Below are 25,236 nucleotides of genomic sequence, written 5' to 3' on the forward strand. Positions count from 1 at the left end.
CCTACAGCTCTTTTAAGTCTTCAGCAGGAATCCATCCAATTTTTCCGTCAGAGAGTTTTATTTTTTTCCAATTGTTTACTGTCTCGGTAACTTGCACTTTTGTACCCTCATGAAGCTCAAACACTTCTTCACTACGCAGATTGGGTTCACTTTTTATATTGGTTTCTTGAGCAAAAACAATCGCAAACTGATTGTTTTTAAGAAAATTGTACTGGTTGTACGCAAAAGCAACTCCAAGAATTCCAATAAAAAGTAACAACCAAGAGCTTACAAAAAACAATCTCTTTCTTGAAGAAGTATGAGCCGTATAATATAGGATAAACAAAATAACAAATACGACCATACAGACTACCGAAATCCATGCCCAATTATCGTAGCTAAACATCGTCGTGAATCTTTTTATTGTTCTAGAAACAAAGCCCTCGGGAATTACATCTATTGAGTCTATAGTAGCTTTTTGGGCAAAGGCAAGGTTATTCTGAATATCTTCATCATTTGGAGCTAATTCTAGTGCTTTTTCATAGTAATAAATACTAGGCCCGATGTTACTTAATTTGTAATGGGCATTACCCAAATTGTAATATAATGAAGCAGACTCCTGACCCGTATCCAAAATTGATCTATAGGCATCTATAGCTTCTTGATATTTCTCTTGATTATACAATGAACCTGCCCTCTGAAAAGTTTCTTCGTCCTGAGAAAAACCAAAGGCTACTATTAAAAACAGTGTTATTTCAATTATTCTTCTCATGTATTCTATAATTGTTTGTCTATAGTAGCAATCACTCTAGAGGCTTTATCATAATCTTGTTGCATTGCCGAAGTTGAAGACGGCGTATATCTTGCAAATTCACAACTTTCTAATAATGCAATGAATTCTATGGCTATGGTATCCTCTACCTCACGCTCTTTTAAAAGCCTTTGTATCCTATCTTTGCTCATCTCGCTGGTTTGGATATGCAATTTTGCTTTTAAATAATTATGTAAAGCCCGCTCCATGGCGATATAAAACTCTTTTTGACTTCCTAAATTTTTCTTAGCTTCAGAAAGATATTTACGTGCAAGCTTATCTGCTTTTCGAACCCTGTTTCCTTTAACATCACTTAATCTTTCTTCTCTCTTTTTTCCGAAGAAAAGAAATAATGGTATAGCCAATAATGGGGCAGTGAGTGATAACCAATACGCTATAGATTTAAAGAAATGTTTTCTTGTAACTGGTTTAAGGTTAGCTTTTGATTTCAAGAATCTAAATTGGTTTCCTACCTGAGTAACTACTTTTTTACCCGTACCATTAGATTCAGACGTTGCGATAGTATTACCTCCATCTGGACCTGTTTTTACATTAATGATTATTTCATCTGATGTAATCCTCTTATATGTTTCTGTTTTTAGATCAAAATAAGAGAATGAAACAGCCGGTATAGGATATTTTCCTTTATACTGGGGCACTAATGTATAGGTATCAGAGATATTACCTCCCATACCTGTTAAATTGGTTCTTACTCTTTCATTATGTTGTGGTTCATATTGCTCTAACCCATTAGGTACAGTAAGTTGAGGTAAATCAAATAATTTTAGGTTACCGTTTCCGGAAACTAATACTTTGGCATCTAAAGATTCTGTTGCATCTAATTCTGTTTTATTGGTAGTAACTTTAAAATCAAATGATCCTACGGCTCCACTAAAATCATCAGGTTTTCCTTGTGCAGGAAGAGGCTTTACATTGATTGCTCTGTTACCCGCGGCTACTGTTTTATTAACCGTTGAATATAATCTTCCTCCAAAAATATCTCTTCTTTTGGTAGGCACATCCACTGAAACCGTTAGGGTAAGCGGTTCTATATTTAGTTTTCCTGTTTTTTGTGGATATAACACTGTTTTGCGCAGTACTACATAACGATAAGGTTCTCCATTATACTCGCCATTTTCTATTTTGAGCTGTTTCATGTCGATAGCCTGACTCCAGAAATCGCTGTATTTTGGGCTATCCAACTCTCTCCAATTGCTTACACTAATCCTTGGGCTAACATAAAGCTTATACACCACAGTTATGGCTTCATTTAGGTAAGGGTTAGCTTTAGAAACCTCAGCAATCAGGTGTAAATTCTCGCTGGCAACAAAATCGGTATCGTTCCCGTCTTTAGGTTTATCAACAGCGCCAGTTACCTCAACATTTACAGGAAGTGTTTTATAGATTTTACCATCAATTTCTATGGCAGCTTGTTTTATAGTGAATTTTCCTCTACCTCTTGGCTCAAGAAAGTAACTAAATGTTTTAGAATACGATCTTTTACCATTTATCCATGAGTTACTAATGGATTGGTTGGGTCCACCCACAACTGTAAATCCCAAAAATGAAGGAGGAGTAAAATTGTCTCCGTCTTTATTCATTTCAAAATCTACACGTAATCTCTCGTTTACTCCTAACTTTTTCTTACTTACTTTGGCTTCAAACTTTACCTGCGCCAATGTAAACTGAGCTAGCGTTAGAAACAATGTTAGAAAAATTAGTTTTAGTTTCATCAAATTATATATTTTACATCATTTCCGCTTTCGCGGAAGTGGACAATACTATCCTAGTTTACCAGTCTTTATCTGTTTTTACTTTTGATCCTTGCGCTTTTTTTGCATTGATCTTATCTTGTACTTTCTTTTCTTCGTTATTCATGGCTTCTAACAAGCTTTTTACCTGTTGTGGGGATAATTGACCTTGAACTTGTTGTGGTTGTTGGCCTTGTGGTTTGCCTTCACCATCTTTTTCATCCTGCTCCTTATCTCCTTGATCATCTTTAGGTTTTCCTTGATCATTTTTCTCTTCGTCACCTTCATCTTTTTGATCCTCTCCCTGATCTCCTTTATCCTCTTGATCTCCATCTTTTGGATCTTGTTCTTTCTCGCCTTCATCACCTTTCTTCTCTTCTTTATCGTCTCCTTCTTGCTGATCTTTATTATCCTGGTTTTGATCCTTGTCCTGATTTTCATCCTGACCTCCCTGATCATCTTTACTTTGATCATTTTGTTTTTCCTGCTCTTCCAACATTTTTTTGGCTAATGCCAAATTATATCGTGTCTCGTCATCTTTAGGATTATTGCGCAAAGCATTTTTATACGCTTCTATAGCTTCTTTATACTTTTTCTGCTCCATATGCGTATTACCCTGGTTATGAAAAGCTTTATGTTTTTCTGCCTTGGTGGTCGCTATTTTTGTAGCCTCTGTATATCGCTGTGTGGCTTCGTCATATTTTTCTGAAGTATAATATGCATTGGCAAGATTATATTTTGCTGTGGGATCAACCGGATTTTTGGCAATAGCTTTTCGGTATTCTCCTTCTGCTTTAGGAAAGTTACCGTCTTTAGTCAACACCTTATTACCCGTAGCAATAAATTGTTTTGCCTCGGCAATGGTCTGCGCTTTATCTTCCTCTTCTTCTTGCGAAAAAAGGAATCCCACTTGTAAACAAAATATAAGTATTAAATAATGTTTCATCTTATTTTATTGCTCATTAAAGAGGTTTAATTTTTTAACCCAGGATGTTTTTCTTTCTAAAAAGAAAATATCCAGAAACAACAATAACAATCCTGCCGCAAGGAACCACTGAAACTGATCCTTAAAATCTGCAAACTGCTTTGCTTCAAATTCTTTTTTATCCATATTCTGTAGAATCGTTGTGACTTCTTCTACCACTTTACTTGTACTTCTACCATCAATGTATATGCCATTTGCTTCATTGGCAATTTCCTGCAAAGTTGCCGTATTAAGCTTTGTAACAACCGTAGCTCCCTGATTATTTTTCTTATAGCTTTGTACGATACCGTTTCGTTTTATTGGGATCGGTGCTCCTTTTTCGGATCCTACACCAATCGTAAAGATTTTAATTCCTTCTTTAGAAGCTTCTTCTGCAATTGATGCTACATTTCCTTCATGATCTTCTCCATCACTAACGAGAAAAAGTACTCTGTTAGTTTGTTCTTCATCATTATAATACGTTTTTGCCAACTCTATAGCTTCGTGTATAGCAGTCCCCTGAGAGGAAAGCATATCGGTATTCATGGCCTGAAGAAACATTTTTCCCGACGCATAATCTGTTGTAATGGGTAGCTGAGGGAAGGCGCTACCTGCATACGCAATGATCCCTATTCGATCACTAGCCAAATTATTAATGATTTGGGTGATCAATTGTTTCGATTTCTCTAATCTGTTAGGCGCTATGTCTTCTGCAAGCATGCTTTTAGATACATCTATCGCAAAAACCACATCTACTCCTTCGCGTTTTACGGTTTCGAGCTTAGTCCCGATTTTGGGATTTACTAAAGCGATCACCATACATCCTAAAGCTAAACTAATCAGGATTATTTTTAAAATAGATTTAAAAATTGATTGGTCTGGACTTAATTTCTTTAATAAGGTCGAATCAGCAAATTTTTTCTGGGTGGTTTTTTTCCATACTAAGACACCTATAAACAATAGGATGAGTACTGGGATCCCCAATAACAACCAGAAATATATTTTTTCTTCTAATAAGTACATTTTTCTTTATACTAAATAATTCTTCAAAATAAAGACACTTCGACAAGCTTAGTGCGACAATTTATTCCCCCTTTGAAAGGGGCTAGGGGGATGTAAAACACCCCTATAATCCCCTCAAGGGGATATGAAAATTAAATAAAACTTCTAAACACAGTGTACCTCAACAAAAATTCTACAAAAATTAAGAACCCTGCTAATAATACCAACGACCTGAATTTTTCTTCGTAATTATAGAATTTAAATTCTTCGATATCTGTTTTTTCTAATTTATCTATTTCCTGATAAATTTGTTCTAATTTTTTGTTATTTGTTGCTCTAAAATATTTACCTCCTGTGGCTTTGGCAATTTCTTTAAGTAAATCTTCATCAATTTCTACCTGTACTCTACCGTATTGAAATGAACCATTAGGCAGAATTGCTACAGGTGCCAATGCCATACCATTGGTTCCTATACCAATCGTATATGTTTTTATCCCATATTCTACCGCCAATTCTGATGCAATTTTAGGATCTATAAAACCTGCATTATTAGATCCGTCGGTAAGTAATATGATTACTTTGCTCTTTGCTTTACTGTCTTTAAGTCGATTTACCGATGTTGCCAGTCCCATACCGATAGCGGTACCATTTTCTAATACATTATCGTATTTTACATCTTTCATACTCCCCAAGACTATCGATTTATCGCTGGTTATCGGTGTTTTGGTAAAACTTTCTCCTGCATACACCACTAAACCGATACGATCATTAGGTCGGTCTTTGATAAACTCTGCAGCCACATCTTTTAAGGCCTCTAATCGATTTGGTCTAAGGTCTTTGGCCAGCATACTTGCCGAAACATCAATTGCCATTACAATATCGATACCTTTAGTGGTTTTGGTTTTTGTAGAAACGTCTACAGTTCTTGGTCGTGCTAAGGCCGTAATGATTAAGGATAACGAAATAAGCCTAATTAGAAATAAAACCGGTTTAAGTTTAGTTAACCAACTTGCAGAGGCTTTAAATCCTTTAATGCTGGAAATTTTTAATGCGGCTTGTTGTTTATTTCGTTTCCAGATATACCATGCGATTGCTAGTGGTAGTAGCAAAAACAACCAAAAAAACTGTGGATTTTCGAATACAAAATTATCAAACATTATTTTTTGGCATTTTTAAGTTCTACAGAATTAAGAATGCGCTGCGCAACATCTTTCGCGTAGCGATCTTCGACATCATACACTAAAGTGATCTGTTGAAATCCTCCATTCTCTGCAAAATTAAGCATCAGATATTCTTTCTTTTGTTCTTTTTTTGTGATAGCGTTATTGATGGTCAGATTTCCAAATACTTTAACTCCTTTGGCTCCTCCTAACGTTTCATACTCTTCATCTTTTACCGTAATATTCTTTGCTCCTTTAGATTCAAAATTACCTACTACTCCTTCTACTATCTTTTCTAATTCTACTTTGGTAGGTTGGTTATATAAAACCGTAGACACTACCACTTCAAAATTTCCTTCGAGGCTTCCGTACACAAACGTTTCATTACCTTTTAGGATTTGTCTTTGTTGATCAGTCATTTGATACTCATTACGAATCAACACTCTAGGGGTAGAAATTGTAACTGGTGGAGATCCATATTGGCTAGAGATCCATTCGGTATCTGCCAATTCTTTGGTGGGATGGCCAAATATCGTATCTACAACCACATCATATCCTTTGATATATATAAAAATTCCTAATGTGATTATGATTAGTCCTACTCCAGATAGGCTGCCAAGAAGAATCTTCTTTCTCTGTTTTTTTTCTTCAACAGAACGTCTATATTCTTCATCTGCCAACAATTCTTCTTCGGTAGGTTCGGGAATCGCTTCTTTTGTTTCGTTGATTACTCTCTCTATTACATTACGATCTGCCTTTGCCGTTCCTATATCTGGTCTTGATCTTGCAAACTTGGCCATATCGGCAGTTTTTAGAACGCTTTTGAGCTCTTCTATGGTATGTTTATCTAGATTAAGCGCTCCCGATTTTATTTCTTCATCCAAACGAATAATGAGTTCGTCGGTCGTGCTTTCTAAGGCGTGATCGTATACTTCTTCATCAATATATCGACGTGCCGTTTCACTTAATCGCGAGTAGTATTCTTTATGTGAGTCTTGTTCTAGTAAATGAGATTCATCTATTCGCTGAAGAGCAAGCATGGCTCTTTCATAAGGTGGTAGTTCTTCTTCTTTAGCCGCTTTTTTCTTCTTTCTTCTTAAAAGAAGGAAAGTAATACCACCAATGATAAGTAAAGGAATACCTATTAATAACAACCATTTTTTCCAATTAATAGGGAATTTAGCCTCAACATCTTCTAAAGGCTTAATCGCATACATTTTTTGTTTGGTTGTATCTACTACTACATTTCTAACTTCAACCTTAAGTGAATCTGTAAAAAACACCTGATCGCCAACCATTACTTTTTGCCTTGGTATGGTGTAGTATCCCGAATCAAATTGGGTTAATGCATATTCTTTGGTTAGCCCTAAACGTTTCCCGTTCTTTGCCGTATCGATGGTATATGATTCAATTACTTCTAAGGGTGTAAATGTTTTCCCTTCTGGGAAAATAACGATTTGCGTAGAATCTGCTTCGACGTGCATTTTGTATCGAATCTCTTCTCCAATTTTAATAGAAGTTGAATCAATGGTTGCTGATACCTGGGAGAAACCTTGATTTCCTAAAAGCAACAATAGAACTGCTAAAAATAACACCTCCCTAACCTTCTTCAAAGGGAGAATACATTTCTTTCTATTTATACTTCGTAATTCGTAATTCTTCATTCGTGATTTTCTACTATCCTCTTCTTTTAAAATAGCCTAGTAATTTCTTTACATAGCTTTCATCAATTCTACTACTTAATGACCCTGCACCGCTACGTGTAAAACTATCCTTAAAGTAATCTGCTCTTTCTTGATAATATGTGCTGTAATGTAAACGTGTTTTTTTAGAACTCGTATTAACAAGCAACAGTTCGCCGGTTTCCTCATCCTCCATTTGTACCATCCCTAGATTAGGGATTTCTTCTTCTCTTCGATCGTATACCCTAATTCCGGTAACATCATGTTTATTGCCAACAATCTTAAGCGTCTGTTGATAATCATCTGCAATAAAATCTGAAAGCATAAAAACTATGGCTTTCTTTTTCATCACATTAGAAAGAAATTTTAGTGCCTCGGTAATATTGGTTTTCTTACTTTTTGGTTCGAACTCAAGTAATTCTCTAATAATTCTAAGGACATGATATCTTCCTTTCTTTGGCGGAATATAAAGCTCTATTTCATCTGTGAACAGAATCAATCCAATTTTATCATTGTTTTGCGTAGCCGAAAATGCTAAGGTGGCCGCAATCTCTGTGATTATCCCTTTTTTAAATTGCTCTTGTGTACCAAACAATTGAGAACCCGATACATCTACCATCAACATCATCGTTAGCTCTCGTTCTTCTTCGAATACTTTTATATAAGGTTCATTGTACCGTGCCGTTACATTCCAATCGATATTACGTACATCATCTCCAAATTGATACTGTCGTACTTCGCTAAACGTCATACCACGACCTTTGAAAGTAGAGTGGTATTCACCTCCAAAGATGTGGTCGCTTAAACGACGCGTCTTAATTTCAATTTTTCGAACTTTCTTAAGTAACTCTTTTGTATCCATTTTTTCAGTTTGCAGTTTGCAGGCTTCAGTTTGCAGTCAGTTTTAATCAATATCTATAAAGCAACTGCCTACAGAATACTGATTACTGTTTTACTGATTTATGGTACTTCAATCTCGTTGACAATTTTATTGATAATATCCTCTGAAGTTACATTTTCTGCTTCGGCTTCATAGGTAATACCAATTCTGTGTCGCAATACATCATGTATTATTGCACGTACATCTTCTGGGATAACATATCCTCTTCTCTTGATAAACGCATAACATTTTGCTGCAGTGGCCAAATTGATACTCCCTCGAGGAGAAGCTCCAAAATTAATGAGTGGTTTTAACTCTTCTAAACCGTATTTCTCTGGATAACGTGTAGCAAAAATGATATCTAGTATATACTTTTCGATTTTCTCATCCATATATACTTCTCTAACTGCCTGTTGAGCTTTAAGAATCTGCTCAATCGAAACTACAGGGTTTACTTTTTCAAAAGATCCTTTTAAATTAGCCCGAATAATAAGTTGTTCTTCGTCTAATTTTGGATAATCGATTACGGTTTTTAGCATAAAACGGTCTACCTGAGCTTCTGGTAGCGGATAGGTTCCTTCTTGCTCTACCGGATTTTGAGTTGCCATAACTAAAAATGGCTTGTCTAACACAAAAGTTTCGTCACCAATGGTAACTTGTTTCTCTTGCATCGCTTCTAACAAAGCACTTTGTACTTTTGCTGGAGCACGGTTAATCTCATCTGCTAATACAAAATTGGCAAAAATTGGTCCTTTCTTTATTGAAAAATCATTCTCTTTCATATTAAAGATCAAGGTTCCTACAACATCGGCCGGTAGTAAATCTGGTGTAAACTGAATACGACTAAAACTACCATGAACCGCTTGAGACAATGTGTTAATTGCCAAAGTTTTTGCTAATCCCGGAACACCCTCGAGTAAGATATGTCCCTGTCCTAATAATCCGATCAGCAATCTTTCAACCATATGTTTTTGACCTACAATCACCTTATTCATTTCCATAACCAATAAATCTACAAAAGCAGATTCTTTCTCTATCTTCTGGTTGATTGAAGCAATATCAATAGAACTATTTTCTTCCATCTATTTTATTTTTTTAAAGCCGTGAATTTACTATTCATAATTAAACATTGCAAATTGTCGAAATAATTTTCGCATTCTTGTTAATTCTTGGTTAAATGTACTTCTAAAAAAACTGCCTAAGCATAAATTTTACAGTATATTTAATCCTTTTTCCAGAAAATATTAGACATATCAATGTTCATCATTTTCATGATGAGTTTACCAAAAGACGAAACACCTCAATTGGTGTTGCAATTTTTTAAAACATGACACTACTTTATGAAGACAGCATTAATTACAGGAGCAACTAGCGGAATTGGTAAATCTACGGCAATTGAGCTCGCTAAGCACAATATAAATCTGATTCTTTGTGGAAGAAGACAAGAACGATTAGACCAATTACAAGAAGAATTAAGTGGGGTTGTGAAAGTTCATACCCTTTGTTTTGATGTTAGAGATAAGAACAAGGTCTTGGAGGCTATAGAAAGCCTTCCTAAAGCATTCGATCAAATCGATATTCTTGTCAATAATGCAGGAAATGCTCATGGTTTAGACTCTATACAAAATGGTAATATTGACGATTGGGATGCTATGATTGATATTAATGTTAAAGGGCTTTTATATGTTTCAAAAGCTGTACTACCCAAAATGATTACGCGAGAATCCGGTCACATTATTAATATTGGCTCTGTCGCTGGAAAAGAAGTATACTCTAATGGTAATGTATACTGCGCTAGCAAATTTGCCGTAGATGCAATCAATCAAGGTATGAGAATAGACCTTAATCAGCATGGTATTAGAGTAGGCGCTATTCATCCCGGTTTAGTTGAAACCGAATTTAGTAATGTGCGTTTTAAAGGTGATGATGGGCGTGCTGATAATGTGTACAAAGGTTTTGATCCATTAACACCAGAGGACATTGCAGATATTATTGCTTTTGTGGTTACCCGTCCTTATCATGTAAATATTGCTGATCTGGTTGTTTTTCCTACAGCACAAGCAAGTGCCACTGTTTTGAACAAAAATTCATGAAATAGTTTGTAACTTGTAAGTAGCAGCTTTTCTGAAGTTAAATTAAATAACGGCAAAGTTTATAATTTCTTTATTCTCATTGCATTGCAGACCCAATAAAAATGGCTAAGTTTAACTTGGGAAAAAGTAACAACTGCTATTAGTAAACTACCTCGGGGCAAGCCTGTGAGGCATCGGTTGGAAAATAATTTTGATTTCGAGGCAAGCCTCGGAGCATTTAAATCTCGATTATCGAGTAAAAAGGAATGATTAATAAACGTCTTCTTATAAAAAACCTACTGGCACATAATGACGAAAACAGTTTTTATGATAAGAAACGTAAGCTTAATATTGGCGAAAAAGAAGGTAAAGCTAAGTTTTTAAAACATATCTGTGCACTGGCCAATTCTAACCCAAAGAATAATTCGTATATCGTTATTGGTGTTGAGGATGAAGATAATCAAATTGTTGGTGTTGATTTTTTTGATGATAGTAAAATACAAAACCTGGTAAACGCATATTTAGACAACCCTCCTCTGGTTGCATACGAGAACATTCCTTTCCCACATTTGCCTAGCGATAAAGTCGTGGGTTTGGTATCTATTCGATCACAAGGAAATATAATGTGTTCACTACGAAAAAATATCTGGAAATATTATGGGGGTACTGTTTTTTTTAGAGATGGTAGTATAAGTATGCCCAAAGTCTTTGATCTCGAGATCAAAGATGTCAACTCAGACATTGTAAGTGCAATAGAAAGTCATGCCCAAAATAACATAGAACTTACACTTGATGGGGTTTTTGATTTTATGAACTCGCGAAAGGATTACAACCCTGCATACAAAGTTTTTAAAGAGTATTTTGTAGTTTGTTGGGCTGCAAAAGAAAAAAGACAGAATGGAGAATTATATTATTCTAGAGTAGATATAGAGTTAGTAAATGAACATGTAAAGTTGTTTTACTCAGAATTGGATGAAGTAAGCATATCATTAACAGATAACCAATTTAAAATTGTAGAATATGTTCAATTAGGGCTTCAGGATACCTATAAATATTATCCTTTAGAAGAAGTTGTCATCACTTTTAAAGATAATGCAAGCTATGATATAGAGAGAAAACTTCTTTTCGAACCTCCACAATTTGATCGTAAAACACTATACCATTTATACAATAGTAATAATGCCTTAATTGAAAAATTAAAAAATGGAATTCTATTATCAAAAAGCGAAGAAAAAGACATCCTCAATTTACCTGCGACCTACTTAATCTGTTACTTTAACGATTTTAGTGAGGCAAAAGACAAACTTGAAGAAGCCAAACCTTACTTAAAAACCTATAATGATAGCGTATATATTCTTTATAAAGAGAGTATTAGAATTGTAAGGAAAGTGAGATATAGCTAGTCACTAAAAAGTTTTTTTTGAAATATGCATTTAAAACCATCAACAAATAACAATCAATCATCACAAAGTATATGGGCAGAGTTTTAGTAATCGGAGATATTCATGGGGCTCTAAAAGCATTAAAACAAATACTGGAAAAAGCAAAAGTCAACCAAGAGGATACTCTTATTTTTCTTGGAGATTATATCGATGGCTGGAGTGATAGTGCAAATCTTGTTTCTTTTTTAATACAACTTAAAACAACCCATAATTGTATTTTTATAAGAGGAAATCATGATGAGTTAGCCTATACTTGGTTAACCCAAAAAACATATAATCCCAAATGGATACAACATGGGGGACAAGCTACCATGGATTCTTATGCAAAGTTATCCCAAGAAGACATTACTATTCATCTTCAGTTTTATGAAAATCTTATCAATTACTATATTGACGACCATAATCGATTATTTCTTCATGCAGGGTTTACCAATCTTCATGGTCCACATCAAGAGTATTTCAGCAAGCTTTTTTACTGGGATAGAACATTATGGGAAACTGCTCTGGCAATTGACCCAAATTTAAAGAAAACCGATCTCAACTATCCAAAACGACTGCTGATTTTTGATGAAATTTATATCGGTCACACCCCCGTTACCAGAATCAACCAAACTAAACCGGTAAATGCCACCTGCATATGGAATATCGATACCGGTGCCGCCTTTAAAGGACCACTGACCATCATGGATATTACTACAAAAGAATTCTGGCAAAGTGATCCGGTTTATGAATTGTATCCAGATGAAAAGGGGAGGAATTAATCGCTCAGAAGTTTTTTATTAAATCCGTCAATTCTAATAGCACATCCATCAATTCGTTACTACATTATTTAAAGACATATTGTACATTTATCATATAAGAAATGCAGGAATATGAAGGATAGTATTCAATTTGAAGATGTTTTAATATATTTTTCAAAATCTATTTTGGCAAAAAATAATGAGGAAGATGTTTTATGGGACTTGGCAAAAAATTGTATCTCCAAATTAGGCTTTGTAGATTGTGTAATTTATACCGTGGATTATACAAGCAAAACCTTAATACAAAAGGCGGCTTACGGACCTAAAAGCCCAAATGAGAACAGGATATACAATCCTGTAAAAATTGCTATAGGTCAAGGAATATCGGGTAATGTAGCCCTTACTGGGATTGCCGAAATTAATAATGACACCTCAAAAAACCCCAAATATATTGTTGATGACCAACATCGATTATCAGAAATTACCATCCCCATAGTTATAGAAAACACCGTTTATGGAATTATAGATTGTGAACATCCAGATAAGAATTTTTTTACCCAACAGCATTTAACGATACTGTCTGCAATTGCTTCTTTTTGTTCGATAAAGATCAATAGTATCAGAGCTGATAAGAGGTTGAGAGAAGAGCAAGAAAATACCCTTAGGGTTAAGCAAGAATTGATAAAGCTAAAGCTAAAAGCATTTCGCTCACAAATGAACCCCCATTTTGTATTTAATACACTAAATGCTATCCAGTATTTTATTACTTCAGAAAATAAAAAACATGCTGTGGATTATCTTTCTACCTTTAGTAAACTAATTAGGTTCTATTTGAAATACATAGAAAAAGAAGCGGTACATCTAGTTGATGAAATCGATATGCTCCATTGGTATTTAAAAATTCAAAAATTGAGGTATGAAGATCAGTTTGATTATTTTATTGATTCCAAAAATATTTCAAAAAATGGAAAAGCCTCAATACCTTCCTTCATTTTACAAACTTTACTAGAAAATATGATCGAGCAAGCTATTTACAAACAAAAGAAAAATTACACAATCCACCTGGCATTTACTATCAAAAAAAAGAATGTTCTTGTAGATATTTCTTGTACATCTGATTATAATAAGACAAAAAATAGAGCAATCCCTCATTATAGAAAACAATTCTTAACATGGAAAGACCAAGTACAGCAATTTAATTCTCTTACAGATATTGATAACCAAATTACATTTTCTTGTAATTCTAAATCAAACAATGATAAAATCATACTCACCTTACCTAATTTATCTTAGATTATGAGCTTAAAAGCAATTATAGTAGATGATGAAAAGCATAGTAGAGAAACGTTAAAAAATCTAATAAGCGAATTTTGTACTGATGTCAGTATTATGGCATCTGCAGGATCTGTAGAAGAAGCAATTACTGCTATAGCTACTACAAATCCAGATGTTGTCTTTTTGGATATAGAATTACAATCTGGTACTGGGTTTGACATTCTTACTCAGATTAAACTTATAAATTTTGAAATCATATTTATTACCGCTTTTGAACAGTATGCTATTAAAGCTGTAAAATACAGCTCATTAGATTATTTATTAAAACCCATAGATCTTGATGAACTTATCAAAGCGGTTGAAAAAGCTAAGAATAAAAAAAATAAAGAGGTATATAACATGCAATTAGAAACCCTAGTTCATAATTTACAACAACAGCCCAAGTTGCATAAAATATGTCTCTCTACTACAGATGGTTTTGAATTTATTTCTATAGAAAGTATTATTTATTGCAAAGCTAATGGTTCTTATACTGCATTTTATCTAAAAGATAAAAAAACAGTGCTAGTTAGTAAACATTTAAAAGAATATGAAAACTTACTTGATCATCAATCTTTTATGAGGATACATAATAGTTTTTTAATCAATCTCAAAGAAGTAGAAAAATATATAAAATCAGATGGTGGTTATATCTTAATGAGTAATAATGACACCGTAAATATTTCAAAAAGCAAAAAAGACACCTTTCTAAATGCAATGAATCATCTACAATAATGAAATTATAAAATAAGAAAACTGAAATCAAATTTTCAACAGGCTTATGAATAGTTTTTTATCTTTAAGCTTATTATATAATATAAACTACATAAAAAATTTACCTCAATCAGATTGATCTATTTAAACAGGTTCAAGACAGATGAGTTTTTAAACCTAATGCTTAATTTCAACTCCAAACATGCCTAAGAGCTTACTATATTTGATTTGTATTTATTTTCTATTCGGCATACATCAAGATGATACATATGGGCAACAAAAATTAAATAGACATGGAACCAAGCTTCCGTTTACAATTTATAAAACTGATAATGAAAAACTCTATATAGGGGATCTCATAAAATCTGATACATTATTTAAGCCTGTTCATTTACTGGCTAAAAAAACAAATCCTAAAGATATTTTTTGGGTGAAAATTGACTTAATCAAAGAGATAAATACATTAAAAACAGATAGTATTTGGTATCTACGATCTCGTTATTATAATTACGCCTCTATATTTTATGAGGAAAATTTCAAATTAAAAGAAAAAAAATTCGGAAGATTTGATAAATCAATAAAAAACAAATCCATTGTATATGCTCCTGGAGTCCCTTTTACGTATACCTCACTTATAGAAAATCGTTTTATCTATCTTAAGTTAAAACACGTAATTAGTATGGAACCCACTCACATTTTTAAGTTCCACTATTCTTCTAATATAGCAGAACAGTTAAAAGAAGATTATTATAGCTGGAAGGATATTAAAACTTTAATCCCTAAATATCTTTTTACTGGAGTCTGTTTGATTGTATTTGTACTCACCATTGCATTTTTTATTACTTCTAGAAAAAAAGAATTCTTATTTTATTCTCTATACGTTTTTTGGCTTTTCGTTTATCTAAATGGTGATGTTTTCAGAACCAACAATCTCATTTTTGGAGGTTTTAATATAATAAGTCATTGGTTTCAGCAGATTGCACAGGTACTCATCAACCTATCTTATGTGCTTTTCGTATGCCAATATTTAATAACTAAAAAAGAGTATCCTAAACTTCATAGAGTTTTACAAATTATCATTTATATTTTGATCGCTATTGTAATCTTGGACACCTCTTTCTTCTATATTAAATATTTTGCAGGACATATTCAAATCATGAATATCCAACGCATCATCATGACGCTTTTTGGTACTGGCGGCATGATCTATTTATTGTTTTATGCAAAAAACCGCTTGGCTTATTTTATAGTTTGTGGATCGTTTTTGTATATGATTGGAGCTTTAGGCCTACTCTTTCTAAAAGACCCTACCTATATGATCATGGGTGCGTCGTTAGAAATTACAATTTTTGCATTAGGATTGGCATACAAAATTCATCAAGAACAAAAAGAAAAACTATATTTTCAAAAAGAATCATTGATTAATAACAACAAAGCTTTACGAGCGCAGATAAATCCTCATTTTATCTTTAATTCTTTGGGTTCCATACAACATCTAATACTTTCTGACAAGAAAGAATCTGCTATCCAGTATCTAAACAAGTTTAGTACATTAACCAGAAATCTACTAGAAAGTTCTATTGAAACTACGGTGGTATTATCAGACGAAATAAAATTGCTAAAAAAGTATATCGAGCTAGAAGCACTTCGTTTTGACAATAGTTTTGATTACAACATCATTTTAAAAGAGGATTTAGATCCTGAAGCAGAAGAAATTCCAATGCTTATAGTACAACCATTTGTAGAAAATGCCCTTATATATGGTCTATTACATAAAAAAGAAGATGATAAACAGTTAACTATTACCTTCTACAAAGGTGATACTTATATCATATGTGAAGTAGAAGATAACGGTATTGGTAGAACCGCTTCTAGAAAAATGCAATCCATCTATAAAAGTGATAAAAAATCTAGAGGGATCCAAGTAACTCAAAACCGATTGCAACTCCTTAACCCACTAGAAGAAAAAAACATCTGTATTATCGACAAAGTTGATCATTTGGGGCAGCCATCTGGCACCAAAGTAGTGATCAAAATCCCTACAGATCTTATTTTTTAGTAATAAGACAATTACGATCAATCACCCAAAACTTCCTATCAATCAAAACCATACATCTATCAATTGAAAGACACCTACTGTCAATTACCTCCTAACGGTTTTTCGTTAACACTCTAAATTTGATAATACATTGATATATAGCATAGTTTCATTATATGAAATTGCTGCTATTCTAAATCATCAAATTAATCTTAAAATCATGAAATCATGAAAAAAACACTTTTCACACTAGGGGCAACCTTATTCATTTTAACAACAAATGCTCAGATTGACATGGAAAACAAAAACCTCTTGGATGCTAATAAAGTTACCATTAACGATATTGGATCTGGAGAAGGAATTGATTGGAAAAGCGGAAGAAACATTTCGGTTTACTCTACTTCCCAAGGCGGAAGTAACGAATTTCGATTTAACACCACCACTTTTTATCCTTTCAAATTTATGGGAGGAAGAATGAGTATTAATGATCCTTTTAGCATACCTCCTGCAAGGTTAACAGTAAATAGTAACATTAATGAAGGGCCATTCATGGCTCGCATAAATGGTAATACAAAATTTGTAATAAATGGCACAGGAAAAGTAGGCATTGGAACAACTTCTCCATCCTATTTACTGGATGTAAATGGAGCCTTGAACCTAAACAAATCTGTTTCTTCAGGAGTTGCCCTTCGTGTTAAAGGCAGTGAGGCACTTTGGTATAATGGAACGTACTTCAGCTGGGGGTATGGTGGTTCTTGGAATTATTTCAAAGATCGCGTAGGAATAGGTACTTCAAGCCCTTCATCCAATTATATGCTTTCTGTAAACGGAAAAATTCGAGCAAAAGAAATTCGAGTAGAAACAGGTTGGGCAGATTATGTTTTTGAAGATGAGTATGAATTAAGAACGCTCGAAGAGGTAGAAGCATTCATTGCCAAGAATGGTCATTTACCTGATGTTCCTTCAGCAAAAGAAGTTGAAGCCAATGGTATTGAACTAGGCTCGATGGACGCAACCTTATTGAGAAAATTGGAGGAGATAACGCTGTATCTAATCGAATTGAAAAAGGAAAATGAGGAATTGAAATTAGTCATTCAAAAATAAATTTAACCCAAAAATCTTTAGATGATGAAAAAAAGATATAGAATAATAGTCTTATTGTTATTTTGTTATGGGTTTGTGAATGCACAATTTGATAGGTTAAGTAATGGAGATGCAAGTTGGGTAGATCAACAATTACAAAGCTTGGTGAACATTAGCCCTGGTGTTGCAATTTCAATAGGAATTGTAATTGATGGTGAAATTGCTTTTGCAAAAGGTTATGGTGGAATCGGTGGTGGTCGCAATGCCGATGAATGTACGGTTTATCGCACAGCATCAATCTGTAAACCTTTAACAGCGGTTTTAGCATTACAACTTCATGAATCCACTAGTTTTGATATCGAAAACACGGTACTCACTTATCTCCCAGGCTGGGAATGGGCACAAAACAATGCAACAGTTACTGTTCGAGACCTCATGAATCACAATGCAAATGTTCCTCATTATAATAGGGATGTTACAGATGATAGTGATTGGGATGAAGACTTCTATGATGATTATGAGGCATCTTTTCCAATTTACGACGCACAAGAATCTTTAAATGCAATTTTGGATAATAGCACGGTTCCACGCTCACCAGGAGGATACTCAACAGGCGGTTATATGGCATTAGGTGCTGTAATTGAATCCTACACGGGGAAACCTTATCAAGAAGTGCTGCGCGAAAACATTACCCGACCATTAATGATGCAAACCTATAAACCAGAATATCAATGGATGTATCCATACCAAAATCACGCCAATTCCTTTGCTAACGGAACAGGTGGTAGTGCTGAAAGCATAGCTTATAAACTTCCAGCAGGTGGGTTTATTGCTTCAGTTATTGATATTGCACTGTTTATTAAAGGTTATGTTAATGGTGATTTGTATACTAATCCAGCTACCGAAGGGCTTTTACGCGGTAATATGATGAACGATGTCTATCCTGAAAACGGCCAAACAGTTCTTGGTAAAAATGGTGGGCAGGAAGGAGCTGCTTGTTATTTTAATATGTCTGCAGGATCTGGTAATGGCGTTGTTATTATGGCAAATAGAAACAATGTAAATTTTACCAGTACCGTAGTTGAAAATGTGGTAAAAGCAATATACACTCGTTTTCGTTTTGACGATGCTTCAGATTTGAATGGGGATACTTTTATTGAGTATGATAGCCAAAATCCTACCATATGGTCAAAGCATTTAACCTCTGGTATGGAACGGGTATATAGAGGTACTCGGGTAACAACAGGCAATCAAATGATTGCGGATGCAAATTCTGATTTGAGGTTAATGGCCAGAGATGGTATTTCTTTAAAACCTGGTTTTCATGCTAAAGATGGCTCATTTACAATAGCTGCGATAGAAAATGTAGCCGCAAGTTGTGTAAATGGTGTTACCAAACCAAATGGTAGAAGTGTCAATCAAAACAAAGAATTGTCTATCGCAAAAAAGATGAAAAATACGCTGGTAATTTTCCCCAACCCAACTTTAGGGCAAGTAGAAATTCAACTTCCAGAAGACACAACCACCATAGAAGTATTGAACGCTATTGGTGAAAAAATTCATGAAAAATTTACAAAGAATAAACGAAAATTAACTTTGGATTTAACAAATCAACCCTCTGGATTTTATATAATTCGAACCATTAATAAAAACAAGAACATACAACAGAAAAAATTGATAGTTTACTAATATCCTGGTTAATTTTTTAAAATAAAGGGCCACTCCCAATAAGAGTGGTCTTTTAATTTGAAGTATTACTCCTTATACTATTATAGTACAGCTTTGAGATATTGTTTTTTACATCACTATTTATACGCTTCATTTTTCATATAAATAATCGATCATATACCAGACTTGTACAACAATCTGCATTTCATCTATATCTCGCAGATTTTAGTAGTAAATAATTTTTAATGACCCATTCAATTTTGTAGCTTTAAGACTCAAATATATAAATACGCTATAATGGGAATTTTTGACGAAATAAAAAACAAACTCAGTCATGAGTTTATTGATATAGTAGAATGGTTAGACTATACAGACGACACCATTGTACATCGATTTGAGCGCTATCAAAATGAAATAAAAAACGGCGCTCAGCTTATTGTACGCGAAGGACAAACTGCAGTCTTTATTAATGAAGGGCAACTGGCAGATGTTTTTACAGCAGGGACATATACCTTAAACACACAAAATCTACCCATTTTAGCTACACTAAAAGGGTGGAAATACGGTTTTAATAGTCCGTTTAAAGCTGAGGTGTATTTTGTAAATACGCATTTGTTCACCGATGAAAAATGGGGCACTAAAAACCCAATTACTCTAAATGATGATCGTTTTGGTTTAGTCGAAATCCGAGCATTCGGGACATATGCTTTTAAAATTAATGATGCTGGTAAGTTTGTGGTTGATGTTGTAGGAACCGATGCCAATTTTACCAATTTTGAAATTAATGAACATCTTAAAAGTTTAATTTCAACCCGTTTTACAGATACCGTTGGTGAAGCCAATCTTCCTATAGAATTATACGCAGCTAATACTACAGAATTATCTGAAACCTGTCTCGATGTGATGCAACCAGAATTTAACTCTGTAGGTATTTCTCTCGAAAAATTCTTTATAGAAAATGTTTCTATGCCAGAAGAATTAAAGAAAGAAATCTTCGAATACAGCAGAATAGACAAATTAGATTTAGACAAACTAACCAAATTTAAAACCGCTAAGGCTATTGAAGCTGCTGCGGCTAATGAGGGTGGTACCGCAGGAGCAGGAATGGGAATGGGAATGGGATTTGTATTGGCACAACAGATGGGTGGTATGATGAATCCAATGGGAGGACAACAAGTTGTTCAACCTCAACAAACCTCGCCAGTTGCACCACCGCCAATGCCCGTACAGGTTCAATATTTTTATGCCAGTAATGGTCAACAAGCAGGCCCTGCATCATTTGATCAATTAAAGGCCCTGTTTGCTAATAGAACTATTAATAAAGATTCGCTAATCTGGAAACAAGGAATGGCAAATTGGACTACGTTAAAAGATGTTGAAGAACTGAAATCATTTTTAGGTGGGAGCACCCCTCCTCCATTACCTGGAGTATAAAATTTATTACGTGTACATTCATGAGATTTCCGCGAAAGCAGAAATGACATTCGTCTATGGAAGAAGAGAAAAAAGCGGTTTCAGAGCAAAAGAAATCCTGTGTTAATTGCGGTGCAGAATTAAAATATAAACCCGGTACTACGTCCATTACATGTGAGTATTGTGGGCATCAAGAGACTATTACTCAGGATCAAGATGGTTTTAAAGAATTAGAGCTCTTACCTTATCTCGAAGAAATGGGTTCTCAATCCCATTCTGAAGAGATTATGATGTTGCATTGTAAAAATTGCGGTGCAAATCAACATATAGAAGAGAATTATAAATCATTGCATTGTGTCTATTGCACAATGCCCTTGATTATAGAAGATGCGTATAAAGAGGATTGGATATTACCGGGTGCTGTGCTTCCATTTCAATTTGATCAAAAAAAATCACATCAAATCTTTACCAAGTGGGTCAAAGGGCTTTGGTTTGCTCCTAATAATTTAAAAAAAGCGGCTTTAGACCCTCAAAATACCAAAGGGCTTTATTTACCTTATTGGACTTTTGATGCCCAGCTATATGCATCATACACAGGGCAGCGAGGTGATTATTACTATGTAAGTGTTCCATACACTACTACTGTAAATGGCAAAACAGTGCAAAGAACACGACAAGAACGCAGAACCCGATGGACTAATGTAAATGGAAACATAAGCGGTTTTGTAGATGATACATTGATCAAAGCATCTCATCAAAGGAAAAATGCTATCCCATCAAAAATATCAAATTGGAAACTTGATGATCTAGAGCCTTTTAACACTAATTTTTTAGCCGGTTTTGTTACCGAAAAATATACCATTCCTCTAAAAGATGGTCATCTTTCATCTACTAAAGAAGCCGAAAAAATTGCAATCTCATGGGCCAAGCGTGATATAGGTGGAGATACACAACGAGTACATGGGGTAGATATGAATCTAAGTGATCAAACGTTTAAGCATATTTTGCTTCCGGTATATATAAGTGCATATGCCTATTCGGGAAAGAAGTATAATTTCTTTATCAATGGTCAAACCGGAACGATATCGGGTAAAAGACCATATTCTTTTTGGAAAATATTCTTTTTTGTACTTTTTATACTTCTCCTGATAGCGATAGTGGTTTTATTGTCTAACAAATAAGATGTTTTTATGCATAAGGGCTATCTAATCAAGATAACCCTGGTGCAAAAAAACGTACTACCTTCATATACTAGTTCTTCAATATCATCTTTTTTGAAGCAATCACTTTTCCGTTTACTATTAAGCTATAGTAATACAATCCTGTAGGTAAAAAGGTATTATCAACTGTTACCTCTCCATCTCCTGCTGATAGGTTAGTAAAGGATTTTATTCTTATCCCATTACCATCAAAAATTTGAATCGATGCATCATGACTATATCCCTTCGGAACACTATATTTAATCATTGTAGTAGACTCAAACGGATTTGGAATATTTTGTGATAATTTGAATGTAGAATCATTCAATGACCCTGTTTGATTTTCAATACTTATTATTTGATTAGAGATTAATGTTTTTAATTCTTCCATTTCTTCTTTTAATTGTTCATTTTGTTCTTTCAAACCTTCGATTTCTTTACTATGCTTTTGTTCCAGACCTTTTAATGCTTCTACAAGTACAGGAATAAGCCCTTGATAATTTACTGCGACATCATCTTCATGCTGTTTTATCAGATTGGGAAACACTTTTTGCAGATCGGTTGCATTTACTTCATACTGTGTTTTATTAACTTCATTTTTATCGGCTGATTTTGAAGTTATAGTGCTTACTGTAGTATTAATCTTATTAATTTTATCTAGTGCATTCTCTATAGGTTTGGATTTACTTCTTGCAAAACCTGGCCCAGGAATACTATTACTAACCCATACTCCTGTTGCAAAAGCATCGCCGCTAACATATAATTTATATCCAAAAGTCGAAGAATTACCAATTGCTACATCACCTGTTTCAAAATCTCCATAGATCAGGGGTGTTTTGTTTATTTCCCAATTTTGCACATATAGCGTATGATTTGCATTAGTTAAGCCTCTTCCTGAATGTTTTCCGATAAATACATTATCATCACCGTTATTTCCAAACCCCGACATATTGCCAATATATGTGTTAGAATTACCTGTAGAATTACCCGCTCCTGAACCCGCTCCTAAAAATGTATTTTCTGTACCGGTTGTATTATCATATCCTGAAAAATGACCAAAAAATGTATTTAAATTGCCTTCGGTAGTATTCCCACCAGAATTATATCCAGAAAAGGTGTTATTAGATCCAAATGTATTGTTATATCCAGATCGATACCCGATAAACATATTATTACGACCAGTAGTATTTGATCTTCCGGAGGAGTTGCCTATAAAAACGTTGGTATTTCCACTAATGTTACTAAACCCTGAAGCATATCCTAAAAATGTGTTTTCACTTCCTGTTGTATTATTATGCCCAGCACTTCCTCCGAAGAATGAATTGAAGTCACCGCTGGTATTGTTATTACCTGACCGAAATCCTGAAAATGAATTATACTTACCCGTGATATTAGCGGTTCCAGATGCCCAACCAGTAAAAGTGTTATAATCACCCGTTGTATTTTCATTTCCGGCACTCACACCTACAAATACATTCGATTTTCCCGTGGTATTTTTTTCACCCGAAAAAGACCCAATAAAAATATTTGCATTTGCTGTAGTATTACTCATCCCAGATTGTTGTCCTATAAAAACGTTATTGCTTCCTTGGTTATTAAACCCTGTCTGCCATCCTAAAGCTACATTTCCTCCACCTGCTGTGTTATTATAACCGGCTTCTTTACCTAAATAAACATTATGAGTACCGGTTGTGTTTGAAACACCAGATTGGTAGCCCACGAAGGTGTTTCCAGTACCCGAATTATTATCTGCCCCTGAGGTATATCCCAAAAACATATTTTCACTCCCTGTTGTATTACTTCTACCAGATCCTATACCTATGAAAAGGTTTTTGTCTCCTGTATTATTATTAGAACCCGAGCTAGCTCCTATAAATATATTTTCACCACCTGTGGTATTATAATACCCTGAATTATGACCTATGAATGTATTATTACTACCTTCTGTATTAGAAAAACCTGATTGATTTCCTAAAAAAACATTAACAGATCCTGAAGTATTTTGGTTTCCAGATTTGGCTCCTAAAAAAGTATTACTATCTCCTGATTTATTATTTGCTCCCGAAGCATAGCCGGAGAACAAATTACTACTTCCGTTATCGTTTATAACGCCTGATTGATACCCTAAAAATGTATTAAATAATCCCGAAGTATTGCCCTTTCCAGATTGGTATCCCAAAAATATATTTCCACTACCTGTTATATTACTGCTTCCTGATTGAATACCTATAAAAAGATTCCTAATTCCGTTAGTGTTCATTGAACCTGATTCATTTCCTATGAAAATATTTTGAAAACCCGTTGTATTATTATGTCCTGATTTATTACCAATAAATGTATTTGAGCCTCCACTGGTATTTGACTTACCAGATTGAGTACCTAAGAAAATATTAGAGGATCCCGAATTATTTCTATATCCTGATTCAAAGCCTAGAAAAATATTGTTACTTCCAGTTTTATTACCAGATCCAGAGGTATACCCAGCAAATACATTGTTATTTCCGGTAGTGCTTCCAGAACCAGCAAAGCCGCCAATAAAGGTATTTTTAGAGCCACTTGTGTTTCCATATCCCGAATTATTGCCAATAAATGTATTGTCGTTACCTGTACCGTTAGTATATCCAGATTGATAACCAATGAGTATATTTCTTTGCCCTATAGTATTACTGTAACCTGATTGAGTCCCAAGAAAAACATTATCTGCACCAGATGTATTCTTGTATCCGGATTGGGCTCCAAAAAAAGAATTAGAATAACCAGTGGAGTTTTGATAACCAGATCGATATCCTGAGAAGGTATTTTCAAATCCTGACGAATTATAGTATCCTGCTTGAGATCCATAATATGAGTTAGAATGTCCTATAGAATTGAAATAACCAGAATGATATCCTGAAAAAGTATTTTGATATCCAGATCTATTAGTAAATCCTGATCTATATCCCGAAAATGTGTTATTGCTTCCGGTAGTATTGTTAAATCCAGCAGTATATCCAAAAAAGGAATTGTTATTGGCCGTAGTATTATTTTCTCCAGATCTATATCCAGAAAAAGTATTATTGCTACCTGCCGTGTTTTTCTTTCCCGAGTTCACCCCAAAAAAAGCATTTCTATCCCCAGTAGTATTTGATTCTCCTGCTCCCCTACCATAAAAAGTATTCCCTTGTTGACCATATATTTGTCCAATAGAGCACACTCCTAATAAAATAAATGATAAAAGTAAATTTTTCATTGCTTGTGTTTTTAGATTACTAATAAAAACACAATGGTATCATAAATTGATTAGAAGGATTATAACAGGAGTTCCAAATCCTGGTAGTTGAGTTC

19 protein-coding genes are annotated in these 25,236 nt (G+C 34.3%); 10 read left to right on the forward strand and 9 right to left on the reverse strand.

All coding sequences use genetic code 11. The annotated features are described in order from the left end of the window. Nucleotide 1 precedes the first annotated feature (1 nt). From ABW637_RS02695 to ABW637_RS02730, 8 genes are all read right to left on the reverse strand, one after another. A complete protein-coding gene (locus ABW637_RS02695; protein ID WP_367583088.1) occupies nucleotides 2–751 on the reverse strand; it encodes an SH3 domain-containing protein in 750 nt (249 codons plus the stop codon). Between the two features lie 5 nt (nucleotides 752–756). Next, nucleotides 757–2,523: a BatD family protein gene (locus ABW637_RS02700; RefSeq protein ID WP_367583089.1), complete on the reverse strand. Its 1,767-nt coding sequence runs from the start codon at nucleotides 2,521–2,523 to the stop codon at nucleotides 757–759. 58 nt (nucleotides 2,524–2,581) lie between these two features. Further along, complete coding sequence (locus ABW637_RS02705; RefSeq protein ID WP_367583090.1) at nucleotides 2,582–3,487, reverse strand: tetratricopeptide repeat protein; 906 nt, start codon at nucleotides 3,485–3,487, stop codon at nucleotides 2,582–2,584. A gap of 6 nt (nucleotides 3,488–3,493) precedes the next feature. After that, a complete protein-coding gene (locus ABW637_RS02710; protein WP_367583091.1) occupies nucleotides 3,494–4,528 on the reverse strand; it encodes a vWA domain-containing protein in 1,035 nt (344 codons plus the stop codon). 131 nt (nucleotides 4,529–4,659) lie between these two features. Then, nucleotides 4,660–5,664 carry a vWA domain-containing protein gene (locus tag ABW637_RS02715; protein WP_367583092.1) on the reverse strand — a complete coding sequence of 335 codons (1,005 nt, stop codon included), beginning with the start codon at nucleotides 5,662–5,664 and terminating at the stop codon, nucleotides 4,660–4,662. Beyond that, nucleotides 5,664–7,331 carry a DUF4381 domain-containing protein gene (locus tag ABW637_RS02720; RefSeq protein WP_367583093.1) on the reverse strand — a complete coding sequence of 556 codons (1,668 nt, stop codon included), beginning with the start codon at nucleotides 7,329–7,331 and terminating at the stop codon, nucleotides 5,664–5,666. Before ABW637_RS02720 ends, ABW637_RS02715 begins: the two co-directional genes overlap by 1 nt. Nucleotides 7,332–7,344: 13 nt before the next feature. Next, nucleotides 7,345–8,211, reverse strand: coding sequence for a DUF58 domain-containing protein (locus ABW637_RS02725; protein WP_367583094.1), 867 nt, complete (start codon nucleotides 8,209–8,211; stop codon nucleotides 7,345–7,347). Nucleotides 8,212–8,309: 98 nt separating this feature from the next. Next, a complete protein-coding gene (locus ABW637_RS02730; protein WP_367583095.1) occupies nucleotides 8,310–9,311 on the reverse strand; it encodes an AAA family ATPase in 1,002 nt (333 codons plus the stop codon). A gap of 258 nt (nucleotides 9,312–9,569) precedes the next feature. Here ABW637_RS02730 and ABW637_RS02735 point away from each other — a divergent pair, with 258 nt between their 5' ends. The 10 genes from ABW637_RS02735 (at nucleotide 9,570) to ABW637_RS02780 (ending at nucleotide 21,894) form a co-directional block, all read left to right on the forward strand. Beyond that, entirely contained in the window at nucleotides 9,570–10,322 is a 753-nt protein-coding gene (locus tag ABW637_RS02735; protein ID WP_367583096.1) for an SDR family NAD(P)-dependent oxidoreductase, read from the forward strand. Nucleotides 10,323–10,567: 245 nt separating this feature from the next. After that, nucleotides 10,568–11,704 carry an ATP-binding protein gene (locus tag ABW637_RS02740; protein ID WP_367583097.1) on the forward strand — a complete coding sequence of 379 codons (1,137 nt, stop codon included), beginning with the start codon at nucleotides 10,568–10,570 and terminating at the stop codon, nucleotides 11,702–11,704. Nucleotides 11,705–11,775: 71 nt separating this feature from the next. Continuing rightward, nucleotides 11,776–12,504, forward strand: a complete 729-nt coding sequence (locus ABW637_RS02745; protein ID WP_367583098.1) for a metallophosphoesterase family protein — start codon at nucleotides 11,776–11,778, stop codon at nucleotides 12,502–12,504. A gap of 111 nt (nucleotides 12,505–12,615) precedes the next feature. Beyond that, complete coding sequence (locus ABW637_RS02750) at nucleotides 12,616–13,776, forward strand: histidine kinase (RefSeq protein WP_367583099.1); 1,161 nt, start codon at nucleotides 12,616–12,618, stop codon at nucleotides 13,774–13,776. Between the two features lie 3 nt (nucleotides 13,777–13,779). After that, a complete protein-coding gene (locus ABW637_RS02755) occupies nucleotides 13,780–14,532 on the forward strand; it encodes a LytR/AlgR family response regulator transcription factor (protein WP_367583100.1) in 753 nt (250 codons plus the stop codon). 181 nt (nucleotides 14,533–14,713) lie between these two features. Next, on the forward strand, nucleotides 14,714–16,570 hold the full coding sequence (locus tag ABW637_RS02760; protein WP_367583101.1) for a sensor histidine kinase: 1,857 nt from the start codon (nucleotides 14,714–14,716) through the stop codon (nucleotides 16,568–16,570). 207 nt (nucleotides 16,571–16,777) lie between these two features. Continuing rightward, nucleotides 16,778–17,653, forward strand: a complete 876-nt coding sequence (locus ABW637_RS02765) for a hypothetical protein (protein WP_367583102.1) — start codon at nucleotides 16,778–16,780, stop codon at nucleotides 17,651–17,653. Nucleotides 17,654–17,674: 21 nt separating this feature from the next. Beyond that, nucleotides 17,675–19,321 carry a serine hydrolase gene (locus ABW637_RS02770; protein ID WP_367583103.1) on the forward strand — a complete coding sequence of 549 codons (1,647 nt, stop codon included), beginning with the start codon at nucleotides 17,675–17,677 and terminating at the stop codon, nucleotides 19,319–19,321. Nucleotides 19,322–19,597: 276 nt separating this feature from the next. Further along, nucleotides 19,598–20,734, forward strand: coding sequence for an SPFH domain-containing protein (locus ABW637_RS02775; RefSeq protein WP_367583104.1), 1,137 nt, complete (start codon nucleotides 19,598–19,600; stop codon nucleotides 20,732–20,734). A gap of 56 nt (nucleotides 20,735–20,790) precedes the next feature. Continuing rightward, a complete protein-coding gene (locus ABW637_RS02780) occupies nucleotides 20,791–21,894 on the forward strand; it encodes a TFIIB-type zinc ribbon-containing protein (RefSeq protein ID WP_367583105.1) in 1,104 nt (367 codons plus the stop codon). Nucleotides 21,895–21,964: 70 nt separating this feature from the next. Here ABW637_RS02780 and ABW637_RS02785 read toward each other — a convergent pair whose 3' ends face one another. Further along, on the reverse strand, nucleotides 21,965–25,141 hold the full coding sequence (locus ABW637_RS02785; RefSeq protein ID WP_367583106.1) for a T9SS type A sorting domain-containing protein: 3,177 nt from the start codon (nucleotides 25,139–25,141) through the stop codon (nucleotides 21,965–21,967). Between the last annotated feature and the right edge of the window lie 95 nt (nucleotides 25,142–25,236).

The sequence above is a fragment of the Aquimarina penaris genome (assembly GCF_040786285.1).
Taxonomy (GTDB): domain Bacteria; phylum Bacteroidota; class Bacteroidia; order Flavobacteriales; family Flavobacteriaceae; genus Aquimarina.